The sequence below is a fragment of the Ignavibacteria bacterium genome, assembly GCA_041649015.1.
In the GTDB taxonomy this organism is placed as follows: domain Bacteria; phylum Bacteroidota; class Ignavibacteria; order Tepidaquicellales; family Tepidaquicellaceae; genus CAIKZJ01.
Window position 1 is genome coordinate 205757 of the sequence record JBAZNU010000002.1, and the last position, 13170, is coordinate 218926.

General features: G+C 37.5%; 12 protein-coding genes and 1 tRNA gene. 11 read left to right on the forward strand and 2 right to left on the reverse strand.

The annotated features are described in order from the left end of the window. Window positions 1-65: 65 nt before the first annotated feature. Window positions 66-137 (reverse strand) — tRNA-Gly (locus tag WC644_04045). 98 nt (window positions 138-235) lie between these two features. On the opposite strand from WC644_04045, the gene WC644_04050 reads away from it, so the two are divergent. The 11 genes from WC644_04050 (at window position 236) to WC644_04100 (ending at window position 12095) form a co-directional block, all read left to right on the forward strand. Beyond that, complete coding sequence (locus WC644_04050; GenBank protein ID MFA5011106.1) at window positions 236-682, forward strand: hypothetical protein; 447 nt, start codon at window positions 236-238, stop codon at window positions 680-682. Between the two features lie 68 nt (window positions 683-750). Beyond that, window positions 751-1128: a preQ(1) synthase gene (queF, locus tag WC644_04055; GenBank protein MFA5011107.1), complete on the forward strand. Its 378-nt coding sequence runs from the start codon at window positions 751-753 to the stop codon at window positions 1126-1128. A 19-nt stretch (window positions 1129-1147) separates the two neighbouring features. Further along, on the forward strand, window positions 1148-2821 hold the full coding sequence (sulP, locus tag WC644_04060; protein MFA5011108.1) for a sulfate permease: 1674 nt from the start codon (window positions 1148-1150) through the stop codon (window positions 2819-2821). A gap of 24 nt (window positions 2822-2845) precedes the next feature. Next, the gene (fumC, locus tag WC644_04065; GenBank protein MFA5011109.1) at window positions 2846-4237 is read left to right on the forward strand and encodes a class II fumarate hydratase; all 1392 of its coding nucleotides are present in this window, start codon (window positions 2846-2848) and stop codon (window positions 4235-4237) included. 608 nt (window positions 4238-4845) lie between these two features. Next, on the forward strand, window positions 4846-6159 hold the full coding sequence (locus WC644_04070; protein ID MFA5011110.1) for an acetyl-CoA hydrolase/transferase C-terminal domain-containing protein: 1314 nt from the start codon (window positions 4846-4848) through the stop codon (window positions 6157-6159). Then, window positions 6147-6842, forward strand: a complete 696-nt coding sequence (gene queC / locus WC644_04075; protein ID MFA5011111.1) for a 7-cyano-7-deazaguanine synthase QueC — start codon at window positions 6147-6149, stop codon at window positions 6840-6842. The genes WC644_04070 and queC overlap by 13 nt, the downstream gene beginning before the upstream one ends. 2 nt (window positions 6843-6844) lie before the next feature. Continuing rightward, a complete protein-coding gene (locus tag WC644_04080; protein MFA5011112.1) occupies window positions 6845-7930 on the forward strand; it encodes an AI-2E family transporter in 1086 nt (361 codons plus the stop codon). Between the two features lie 746 nt (window positions 7931-8676). Continuing rightward, a complete protein-coding gene (locus WC644_04085) occupies window positions 8677-10455 on the forward strand; it encodes a phosphoenolpyruvate carboxykinase (GTP) (protein MFA5011113.1) in 1779 nt (592 codons plus the stop codon). Window positions 10456-10531: 76 nt separating this feature from the next. Next, window positions 10532-11203: a hypothetical protein gene (locus tag WC644_04090; GenBank protein MFA5011114.1), complete on the forward strand. Its 672-nt coding sequence runs from the start codon at window positions 10532-10534 to the stop codon at window positions 11201-11203. 2 nt (window positions 11204-11205) lie between these two features. Continuing rightward, a complete protein-coding gene (locus tag WC644_04095) occupies window positions 11206-11661 on the forward strand; it encodes a hypothetical protein (GenBank protein ID MFA5011115.1) in 456 nt (151 codons plus the stop codon). A gap of 17 nt (window positions 11662-11678) precedes the next feature. Further along, window positions 11679-12095, forward strand: a complete 417-nt coding sequence (locus WC644_04100) for a very short patch repair endonuclease (protein ID MFA5011116.1) — start codon at window positions 11679-11681, stop codon at window positions 12093-12095. A gap of 6 nt (window positions 12096-12101) precedes the next feature. On the opposite strand, the gene WC644_04105 is transcribed toward WC644_04100, so the two are convergent. Further along, on the reverse strand, window positions 12102-13160 hold the full coding sequence (locus tag WC644_04105) for a DNA cytosine methyltransferase (GenBank protein MFA5011117.1): 1059 nt from the start codon (window positions 13158-13160) through the stop codon (window positions 12102-12104). Window positions 13161-13170: the final 10 nt, after the last annotated feature.

Sequence of the window (13170 nt, forward strand, 5' to 3'; positions counted from 1 at the left end):
AAACAACAGGGTTTAAAAAGTAAATACCGTAAAATCCCTTTTCATAACAAGAGAGGATAAAGTTGAGCGGGAGACGGGGATCGAACCCGCGACGTCGACCTTGGGAAGGTCGCATTCTACCGCTGAATTACTCCCGCTTATGATTAAAAATAAAGAAGTTAAAATTAAATTACTATATAATAATAAGTGAATCATAGTGCGTTTTTTGTTTTTGCAGAGATTATTAATTTAATTTATGGAAACTATATTTAGTTTACTTTATACAGTTCTTGCTTCAACAGTCTTTGCATTATTTGATTATTTTGGATTTAATATAAGTTTGAAGAAAGGGTGGGCAGAATTCAACAAGGATAGAGGATACAGGGTTGTGCAGGGATTGTTTCAATTATTCTTGACCATTCTGTTATATTATATTTCGGGATGGAGGGCTGCGATTGGATTTAATATAATCTGGTGGACGTGGGGATGCGATTTTCTTTACTATCTATACTGTGAAATGTTTAATTATGGAAATGACAGGGGGAATTTCAAGAAAGAAGTAAAAAGTAACGGTGTGAAATGGGCTTGGTGGACTCCTTATGGTCTTTTGTTTACTAAGAAGGGTGATGTGATTATGTATAGGAAATTGGTGTGGCAGGCAGTATTGGGTACGCTTGCAGCGGTTATATTGATACTGGCGTGAATGATATAGTTTATTTTATTTGATTCCAGAAATAAGTAAATTAAGAAAAATAAATAATAATATAATAAATGAAGAATAAATCGGTATTAGATAAGAAAAAGATTGCGTTACTGGAAACATTTGAGAACTCGCATCCGATGAGAAATTATGTGATTGTACATCAGACAGATGAGTTCACTTCGGTATGTCCAAAAACGGGTCAGCCTGATTTCGGGACGATAATTATTTCGTATGTAGCTGATAGAAAGTGTGTTGAGCTTAAATCACTGAAGTTTTACCTTCAGTCATTCAGGAATGAGGGTATATTTTATGAGAACGTTACAAACAGGATACTGGATGATTTGGTTTATGTGCTGAAGCCGAGGTGGATGGAGGTGAAAGGAATATATTCGAGACGCGGGGGACTGTTTACTACGGTGGTTGCAACGCACGGAAAAAAGAGATAAAACAAAGAGGAAACATTCATTGAAAAAGATATACACACCAAAGTTATGGACAGCTCTCAAGGAAGGATACACAAGAGATAAGTTTTTTTCAGATTTATCTGCGGGTGTTATTGTCGGGATAGTTGCATTACCGCTTGCAATAGCATTTGCAATAGCGTCGGGTGTAAAGCCGGAACAAGGACTCTATACAGCTATTATTGCCGGATTTTTGGTTTCACTACTTGGAGGCAGCCGAGTTCAGATAGCTGGTCCGACCGGTGCATTCATAGTAATAATATACGGCATAGTACAGAAATACGGTTATGACGGTCTTGCAATAGCAACATTTATGGCAGGAGCGATACTTGTATTAATGGGAATAGCCCGACTTGGGACACTATTAAAATTTATACCATATCCTTTAGTAGTTGGATTTACGAGCGGAGTTGCCGTTATAATATTTACATCGCAGATAAAAGATATGTTCGGATTACAGATAGCCGAGCTTCCAGCAGACTTTATTTCGAAGTGGGTAGTTTACTTCAAGGAATTCACAGCAATTAATTACAATGCACTACTTATCGGCGGCATCTCGCTTTTAATTCTTATTTTCTGGCCGAGAGTTTCTCATAAAATACCATCGCCGTTAGTTGTGATAATTGTCATGACAGTTATAGTGCAGGTATTTGACATAAAAGTGGATACAATACAGAGCAGGTTTGGAGCAGTACCTAATTCGTTACCAACACCTCATATACCGAATATAACGCTGGATAAGATAATGGGGGTGTTTTCTCCGGCGGTGACTATAGCATTACTGGGAGCGATTGAATCGCTGCTTTCAGCATCAGTAGCAGATGGTATGATACGTTCAAGGCACCGTTCTAACATGGAACTAATAGCACAGGGAGCAGCTAATATATTCTCTCCTTTATTCGGCGGGATTCCTGCAACGGGTGCGATTGCAAGAACAGCGACTAATGTTAAGAACGGAGCAAAAACACCAATATCCGGAATAATTCATTCAGTTGTTTTATTGTTAATAATGTTATTCTTTGGCAAGTGGGCGGCACTGATACCGATACCTGCATTATCTGCGATACTCATTATAGTATCATACAACATGAGTGAGTGGCGTTCATTTAAAAAACTTTTAAGAAGTCCAAAGAGTGATATAATAATTTTGATAGTAACTTTCATACTAACAGTAGTAGTTGACCTAACTGTTGCAATAGAGGTAGGAGTGGTACTTTCGGCGTTATTCTTTATGAGGAGAATGGCAGAAGTATCACAGGTGAATGCAATAACAAAAGATATAAAGGATGAATTAGAGGACAAGTATGACAGCGACGAAGGCGATATAAAGTTACCGGAGGGAGTTGATATATTTGAGGTACACGGCTCGTTATTCTTCGGAGCAGTGGAGCAGTTCACGGAATCATTGCGACCTGTGGAAAAGAAGCCTAAATATTTAATACTTGAAATGAAGCATTTACTGCTTATAGATGCGACCGGATTGAGAGCGCTTGAGGACCTTGAATCAACTTTAAAGGTTCAGAAGACAAAGTTCCTCATATCAGGTTTGCACAAGCAACCGTTATTTGCGATGGTACAATCGGGTATACTGGATAAAATAGGAGATGAGCATTTATTCGGCAGCGTAATAGAAGCTTTAGCTTATATTGAAGAGAATAATACAAAAGCAAATAAATAATATTATTAATTTAAACAAAGAATTATGGACTACAGAGTAGAGCATGACACAATGGGTGAAGTAAGAGTTCCTGCGGAAAAGTACTGGGGAGCGCAGACCCAAAGGTCAAAAGTGAACTTCACAATCGGTGCACAACTAATGCCGAAGGAAGTTATTTACGCTTTCGCGATATTAAAGAAAGCAGCTGCAATGGCGAATCATGAATGCGGTGTACTTCCAAAAGAAAAGATGGAACTGATTGGGAAAGTATGCGATGAAATATTAAACGGAGAGCTTGATGACCAGTTTCCGCTTGTTGTATGGCAAACGGGTTCGGGCACGCAGTCGAACATGAATGTGAATGAAGTAATAGCAAACAGGGCACATGTTTTGAGCGGAGGAAAGCTTACGGACGAGAAGAAAGTTTTACATCCAAATGACGATGTAAACAAATCACAATCTTCGAACGATACATTTCCGACTGCGATGCACATTGCGGGATACAAGATGATAGTTGAGAACACAATTCCAAAGGCAACGAGCTTGATGAGGACGCTTAAAGAGAAGTCGGAGAAGTTTATGGACGTTGTGAAGATTGGGAGGACACATTTAATGGATGCCACACCGCTTACTTTAGGACAGGAGTTTTCAGGATATGTATCACAGGTAGACCACGGACTAAGGGCGATAAAGAATTCGCTTGCTCATTTGTCAGAGCTTGCACTGGGCGGTTCTGCGGTTGGCACGGGTTTAAACGTTCCTAAGAATTACGATGTGATAGTTGCAAAGTACATTTCAGAGCTGGCGGGTCATCCTTTCAAGACGGCGGAGAATAAGTTTGAATCGCTTGCTGCTCATGATGCGATGGTGGAATCATCGGGAGCAATAAAGACTCTTGCTGTCAGTTTGATGAAGATTGCAAACGACATCAGGCTGCTGGGTTCCGGACCGAGAAGCGGAATAGGGGAGTTAATAATTCCCGAGAATGAACCGGGTTCATCAATAATGCCGGGGAAAGTAAACCCGACACAGGCGGAGGCGATGACGATGGTATGTGCGCAGGTGATAGGCAATGACGTCGCGGTAACGACGGGGGGAATATACGGACACTTTGAGCTGAACGTGTTTAAGCCGGTGATGATAACTAACCTGCTGCATTCGGCGAGGCTGCTGGGAGATGCATGCGACTCATTCAATAAACATTGTGCAGTTGGAATCGAGCCAAACTATTCCATTATAAACAGACATGTAGAGAATTCACTTATGCTCGTGACTGCATTGAATACACACATTGGTTATGAGAAAGCGGCAAAGATTGCTAAGAAGGCACACAAAGAAAACAAGACATTGAGGGAAACTGCTCTTGAACTTGGATTTTTGACTTCCGAGGAATTTGATAAGTGGGTAGTACCGAAGAATATGGTTGGAAACCTTTAAAACAATAATAAAATAAGAAACTTAACAAACAGGAACAGAAATGTTCCTGTTTTTTATTGGTGAACTGGACGCAACTGAGGAATAGTTTAGCTTTCATCGAGGATTTGTCGAGAATGAACTTGATATAAAGTGAACAGGAAGTGGGTTTGAAGTGGACTTTAAGTGGGTTTTGAGATATTTGATATTCAGACTATTTTGTTTTATGTAAAATCTGAATTATTTGCGAAATCTTTAAATAATTACTTGAATGCATGAAACACTCATATTTTAAAGAGCATAGAGCACATCTAAAAATAACTGCAAATTAAATCCCGAATTTAGAGAATACGGGATAAAGCAATTATCCTTCGTTAGAATAAAATAGGAATATTTTTTGTAAAAGTCAAGGGAAATTTCAAAATAAATTAGCATCGGACAGTAAACAGAACATTCAATAAAAGTGAACGACATATTACGACAGAAATGTATAAGATTGATTATGGAATTTAGGAGGAGACAGAAAATAAAAAATAATTGGAAAGATACTTGGAAAGGTATTTTATAAATCTTAATAAATCACTAATTTTGCAGATAGAAATTTTTACCAAAAACATTAATTTCCTCGAAGAATGTATAAACTCAATTACGCCAGTAAAGTAGTATCAGCTGAAGAAGCGGTAAAAGTAATAAAATCAAATGATTACGTACACATCCATGCAAACAGTGCATATCCTGACGTTTTAATAGATGCAATGACTGACAGGTATAAAGAGTTGGAAAATGTAAAGATAGGTCACCTGACGACATTTCACAAGGCGCCATACGTTGACCCGAAAATGGAAGGACATTTTACGCATCATGCATTGTTTTGTTCGGGTAACGTAAGAAAAGCCGTAAATGAAGGGCGAGCAGATTTTTATCCTGTTTTCTTATCGGAAATAGGTTGGTTGTATGAACTTGGTAAACTTAATGTTGATGTATGCATGCTGCATTTATCACCGCCAGACGAGCACGGATACTGTTCTTTTGGTGTCAGCAATGAGGTTACAAAAATTGCGGCAGAAAATGCGAAGGTAATAATTGCACAGATAAATCCAAAGATGCCGAGGGTATTAGGTGACAACTTTATACATGTAAGCAAGATAAAATACATAGTTGAAATTGATGAGCCATTGCTTGAAGTTCCGATGGTTGACGCTAACGCAACAGAAGAAGAGAAGAAAATATACAGTACGATAGCGGAGTACATATCTTCATTAATCTGCGACGGTGCAACGCTGCAGATGGGAATTGGAGCCATACCAGATGCAGTACTACCGTTTTTGCGAGAAAAGAAAAATCTCGGAATACATACGGAAATGTTTTCGGATGGTCTGATAGATCTTATAGACATGGGAGTTGTAAACGGCGAGAAAAAAACTTTTATTCCGAATAAAGTTGTGTCTTCATTCGTTATAGGTACTAACAAAGTTCACGACTACATACATAACAATCCACTTATAGAATTCCGTTCATCAAAGTTTGTGAACGACCCAGTAAATATTTCCCGAAATGACAATATGATTTCGATAAACTCAGCGATACAAGTTGATTTAAGCGGACAAGTATGTTCAGATTCGATGGGAACGAGAATATTTTCGGGATTCGGCGGTCAGGTAGATTTTGTGAGGGGAGCGATGAGGAGTAAGGGCGGTGTATCAATATTAGCATTTGCATCTACGACGAAGAATGACACTATATCAAAGATAGTACCGATGCTAACACAGGGTTCGGGAGTAGTAACTACGAGGGCAGACGTACAGACAATAATCACTGAATACGGAATTGCAGATTTATACGGAAAGACGTTAAGAGAAAGAACGAGACTGCTTATCAACATTGCGCATCCAAAATTCAGGGACGAACTCGAACAAAAAGCACGAGAGTTCAAGTGGCTCTGGTAAGGAAACAAAAAGCAATAGTTTTGGTTAGCGGCGGTATGGACAGTTGTCTTACCGCCGCTTACGCTTTTGAAAAATACGAGCCGGCATTTTTACATGTAAATTACGGGCAGAGGACTCAGAGGCGTGAACTAAAGGCATTCAACGAAATAGCGAGGTATTACGGAGTAAAGCAAAAGCTTGTAGTTGATGTTTCACATTTAAAGCAAATAGGCGGTTCTTCGTTAACTGACAGGCATGAGGAGGTTACGAAGGCAGATTTAAAAACTCACAAGATACCGACGAGTTACGTTCCGTTCAGGAATGCAAACATACTTGCGATAGCAGTAAGCTGGGCGGAGGTAATCGGGGCGCGAGCGATTTACATAGGTGCGGTGGAGGAAGATTCAAGCGGTTACCCTGATTGCAGGAAAAGTTTTTTCAGGGCTTACGAGAAAATGATAACGCTGGGAACGAAGCCCGGTTCAGGAATTAAGATAAAGACGCCGATTATAAATTTCACGAAGAAGCAGATAGTTGAAAAGTCATTACAGATGAAAGCACCGATTCATTTAACATGGTCATGCTACAAGAGCGAGAGACAAGCATGCGGAGAATGCGACAGCTGCGCTTTGAGGCTGCGGGGGTTTCAGCAGGCAGGAAAGAAAGACCCTATTGAATATAAGAAAATCTTAAAGTATCTTTAAAGATGAATTATAAGAACAGTAAATTTTTAAATATCGTTGCGGGTTTATTTCTTGTTGGTTTTTCATTTTATTTACTGAAAGAACTTCAGGCAATACTTCTGCCGTTTTTTATGGCTGTGATAATTACATTTCTGTTCGAGCCGTTTTACGAATGGATGAAGAGAAAGAAGATACCAACACCGGTTGCGCTAATCATAGTATTGCTGACGATTTTAATAATTGCAAACATATCGAGTGTATTCATTTTCACGAGCATTTCATCATTCAACGCAGAAATACCTAAGTACATAACTAAGGGCGAGACGCTTTTAAATTCATTTGAAAGTTTTGTTCATCAGTATGGTCTCCTACCTGAGGGAGAGAAAGCAATTGATATAAAGAAGTATCTGAATCCGGAATCGATAGGAGGAATCTTAACGACTTTGATTACAGGGGTCGCGGGACTCTTCACGAATTTTCTGTTAATACTTATTTATGTACTGTTTCTACTTACGGAGGTCGGCAGTATAAGGAAAAGAATCGCAAAGGCATTTAATTCTGAAAAAGCAAAGTCAATAAACGATACGCTTGCAGATATTTTTAAGGATGTAAGAAAATATTTAATCGGGAAGACGCTTATAAATTTCTCGCACGGGGTTTCAATATTGATTGTGTTCTGGATATTCGGGCTTGATTTTGCACTTGTATGGGCACTGCTTACATTTTTGCTGGCATATATACCAAACATAGGAGCATTCATTGCAACTCTACTGCCATTCCTTACGGCTCTTGTCCAGTATGACAATGTTTTTACGCCTGTGCTGCTTTTGATAATAATGGCAGCGGTTGGATTTGTTTTTGGGAATGTGATTGAGCCGAAAGTGATGGGAGAGAAGCTGAACCTTAGTCCGATACTTTTAATATTCTCACTTATATTCTGGGGATATCTCTGGGGAGTAGTAGGGATGATACTTTCGGTGCCAGTGATGAGTATGATAAAGATTGTTATGAGCAAGTTTGAATCGACGAAGCCGATAGCGATATTGATGTCGAACGTTGTGGAGGAGAGGAAGAATCCGAATCAGACGGAGATGGAGTTTAAGGAGTAGATGTTAGCTAAAAATTTTCCGTTAAGACACGGAGGGCAAAAAGAACACAAAGAGGACTAAGAGAACGGAGATGCTGACTAAAGCGAGCTGCAAACAAAAGAAAAAATAAAAATAAAAGATAGAGAATTTTCACCGCAAAGGACGCAGAGGAGAACAAGATATCTTGATAAGATTCCCGCTAGGAGCATGCGGGAATGACATATGGGGATTTGATAAAATAATTACTTATTTAAGTTTATTAGAAGCAAGAAGATTTTCCAATAAGGCGTTGAGGGCAAAAAGGACACAAAGGGGACTAAGAAAATGGAGATGCCCACTAAAGCGGGCTGCAAACAAAAGCAAAAATAAAGGATAGAGAATTTTAACCGCAAAGGCCGCAGAGGAAGCAGAGAAGAACAAGTAGAAAATTGGAATGTAATTATTTTTATAAAAGATTTTTTTATTTCAACATTTTTATGGATATAAAACTAAGATGCGATGGATACAGACAAAACAGAGAAAAACAAATTATAGAGATTTTCACCGCAAAGGCCGCAGAGGAGAACAAGCTATCTTGATAAGATTCCCTGCCTAAAGGTAAACCTAAAGGTAAACCTGCGGCAGGCAGGCCGCCAAGAACACGCGGGAATGACATAAGGGTTAAATTATTATTTTGATAAAACAAAAGCTTATTTAAGTTACTTAGAAGTTGATAGTTGAAGACAAAATTTATTACATAAATAAATAATATAAAAGAAAGGTACACAATGACCAACAACAAGAAACTCATAGCGTGGGTTGATGAAATGGCAAAACTTTGCAAACCCGACAACATTCACTGGTGCGACGGCTCGCAGGAAGAGAACGACACACTTATTAAACAATGCGTAGATAACGGTTCTTTCAAACCGATACCAAAGCGTCCGAATTCTTACTGGGTTATTTCAGACCCGAAGGACGTAGCCCGTGTTGAAGACAGAACGTTCATCTGTTCGGAAAAGAAGGAAGATGCAGGTCCGACGAATCACTGGATGGCGCCAGCTGAAATGAAGAAGATTATGTCAGGACTGTACGACGGATGCATGAAAGGTCGCACGATGTACGTGATTCCATTTTCGATGGGACCGCTTGGTTCAAAGATTGCTCATATAGGAGTTGAACTTACAGATTCGATATATGTCGTAGTAAATATGCGCATAATGACACGTATGGGAAAAGCAGTACTTGACATACTTGGCGATGACGGTCATTTTGTACCATGCCTGCATTCTGTCGGAATGCCTCTGACAGACGGAAAAGCAGACGTTGCATGGCCTTGCAATGAAAACAAGTACATCTGCCACTTCCCTGAAGAAAGGTCAATCTGGTCGTACGGTTCGGGATACGGCGGCAATGCACTTCTCGGGAAAAAATGTTTTGCACTTCGCATAGCATCGGTTTTAGCGCATGATGAAGGGTGGCTTGCAGAGCACATGCTGATACTCGGTTTAACACCGCCAAACGGCGAGAAGAAATACATAGCGGCGTCATTTCCGTCTGCATGCGGAAAGACAAACCTTGCAATGCTTACGCCCTCACTTCCGGGATGGAAAGTTGAAACAGTCGGCGATGATATTGCATGGATGAAATTCGGGGAAGACGGAAGACTTTATGCAATCAATCCCGAATACGGATTCTTTGGCGTTGCACCGGGGACCTCGATGAAGACAAACGCAAACGCAATGCTTTCATGTGAAGAAAATTCAATCTTCACAAACGTAGCATTCACGGATGACGGCGATATCTGGTGGGAAGGAATGACGGATGAAAAGCCAAAGCATTTAATCGATTGGAACGGAAACGACTGGACACCGGATTCAGGAAGGCCATCATCACATCCGAACTCAAGATTCACAGCACCAGCAAAGCAGTGCCCTGTAATAGATGCCGACTGGGAAAATCCGAAAGGCGTTCCTATCAGTGCATTTTTCTTTGGCGGACGCAGAGGAAGTTTCGTACCGCTTATCAATGAAGCATACGACTGGAATCACGGTGTATATTTAGGCTCAGCATGTGCGTCAGAAACCACAGCTGCTGCGGCCGGAGCGGTGGGTAAGCTGAGACACGATCCGTTTGCAATGCTTCCATTCTGCGGATATCACATGGGCGATTATTTCAAACACTGGATTGAAATCGGAAAGAAATCATCACCAGATAAACTACCAAAAATATTCTTCGTGAACTGGTTCCGCAAAAACGAAGCAGGCAAATTCATCTGGCCCGGCTACGGCGATAACATCCGTGCGTTGAAATGGGCACTTGAAAGAGTGAACGGCACAGGAAAATTCATCGAAACACCAATCGGCAGACTACCAGCAGAGGGCGCAATTGACATGGACGGCCTTAACATCTCAGCCGAGGACTTCAAGAAACTCTTTGAAATCAACAAGGAAGACGGACTTGCAGAAGTAGCTGAAATGCGCGAATATTACAAAATCTTCGGTGACAGACTCCCAAAAGAACTCACAGCAGAACTTGATAAGATAGAAGAGAGATTAAAGAAGTAAATTATAAATCATCCGTCAGGGAGAAATCCCTGACGGTCCTTTTGTGTTTATTGCATTATTAATATTGTAATTGGAAATGTTAAAACTAAGATTAGAAACTGGAGATTATAATAAAAATTTAGAACGAATATCAATTTCGATTGTCAATCAGAAAGACAAAATATTAATTAATTTTAATGACTCTGAAGCGGTAATTGATATTACTGATTTTAATGCTTTTTTAGATATTGTGTTGGAGTTAAAATTTCTTAAAGTATTGAGAATGAAAGATGCTGTAAGTTCTTTTAATGTTGATGTTATAAAGCTTTTTGAACGTATTAATTCAACAGCCTCTTATCAATTATTCTTAGCGTGTTGTGATGTTGCAAAGGAAACAAAATTTTCTTTATTGCTCAAAGACAATTTTTTAAATAGTATTTATCCATATCTTACCAACTCTGGGAACTATCTAGAACATCATGTAAAACTATTTCGTTATTTTCAAAACACACTTTCTGGAAAAAAAATTAGTTTAGATCAATCCTTAATAATATTTCCTGACTATTTCTTGTTTGAGATACCTGAAGAAATAATCTCAAAGCTTATGAAATTTAATAAGATTGGGATTATTGAAGTAATTTTTGAAGATAATTCAATTATAAAGTTGATATACAAACCTTATTCTACTCCAAATGTGCGTCAAGACCTGTTAACACCTGTTGATATTAAATATTTAGAAAAGATATATTCATTTCTTAATACTTTTTGATTATGAAAACTATATTAAATTTAATTTTTTACTTGGTTGCATTGTTTTCAGCAATGATTTCTAGCAAAGGAGCATATAAATCCCGAACTGATAATTCTTTTGCTGATTATCAATCATTCTCCTATTTTAAAACTCCTAATTTCTACCGTTCTTGGTATATCAATTTAATTTTTGGTTCTATGGGATTATTAATTACAAATCTCTCAATATTGTCATATACAAGTGAGGAAATAAAAAATTTAGCAATAATATATATATTTGTTTTGTTAATTCTCTTTATGTTACTAAATATGATGTCTGAAAAATTAAGTACAAATAATCAATTTATTATTGGTGTTGATAAAATTCATTCGGTAATACTATTCGGGTTATTAAGTAATATAAGTTTCTATTTATCAGCTAAAATTTCTTATGATTCAAAAAATATCTTAGAATTTATTCGTATTAATTTTTTATAAATATGTAAAGAGGGAATGTGAAATTGAAAAACGAATTACGACGAAAAAATATGCAAGCAATAAAAAGTTCTGGTTCTTTAATTGAAATTAAACTATCTAAAGTGCTTTGGAATTTAGGATATCGATATCGAAAGAATGATAAAACAGTTTTTGGAAAACCTGATTTAACTTTTAAAAAATATAAAATCGCTGTTTTTGCGGATAGTGAATTCTGGCACGGGAAGAATTGGAAAGTTAGAAAATATGACCATAAAACAAATAGGAAGTTTTGGATTAAAAAGATTGAGGGAAATATAAAAAGAGATAAAGCTGTCAACAAAAGATTAAAGTCTGAAGGTTGGACAGTAATTAGATTTTGGGGAAATGATATTGAGAAAAGAATTGATTATTGTATACGAAAGTTTGAAGAAACAATAAAAAAGAATCTTTTCTAAAATAAATTAGTTGATATAATCTTCAATTATTTTTTGAGCAAATGCTTCTGCTAATTTGACCGGTACTGCATTCCCAATTTGTTTTGCTTGAATCCTTATTGATTTATGTAACAATTTAAAATTTCTTGGAAAAGACTGAATTAATAATCCTTCTAAAATTGACAAACCCCTATTTTGTTCAGGATGTGCAAATCTTCCATTACTGATACTAACAAATTTCGTTGTTAAAGTTCCACTTGGTTTATCCCAAAACATTCTCGAATATACGTCATTATGTCCTTTATATTGTTTTGATCTTCTTGAATTTAATTGTAATTCAATTGGCCATTTTGTCATTCCATCACCTGGTTCTTTTTGATATTGCAACCTTTTTAAACTGATACCAGTTAACTTGCACGCAGTGTGATTTCTATAAGAACTGTGTGTTTCACCTGCATGAAGATGAGGTAAATTTCCTATAACTTCATATAAGGTTTTTATTGAATTATAACCTAATTCATCAGAATGAGTAATATCAGGAAAAGAGATTATACCTTTTCTTTTACCGAATAGGATAACTCTTTTCCTTGATTGAGGTACACCGTAGTTTTTTGCATTTACTACTTGAGGTATTAGATTATAGGAAGGTTTGAGCGAATTAATAAAATTTATTAAGATCTCTTTGTTTTTATCCGATTTTAATCCTTCAACATTTTCAAGAAAAACATATTTTGGTTTTAATTTTAATATTATATCAGAGAAACATTTAAGAAGTCCTCTTTCTTTATGCCTTTTTCCAAGATTCTTGGTTATTTGTGTAAATGGTTGGCAAGGTGCACAGCCAATAAGTATTAAGTCATCCTTTTTTTTACTTATCATGGAATTTACAATTTTCACGTCAAAATTTGTTATATCTTCATGTAAAAATTTTGTATGCAATCCATTAGGCCGAATATTGTTTATCTCATATGTTTCTTTACATGTAATGTCATTATCAATACCTGCAATTACATCAATATTCTTATTTAAAAATGCTCGGGTTACTCCACCGATGCCGCAAAAAAAATCAATAGCTTTTAATGCCATGTTAATTCAA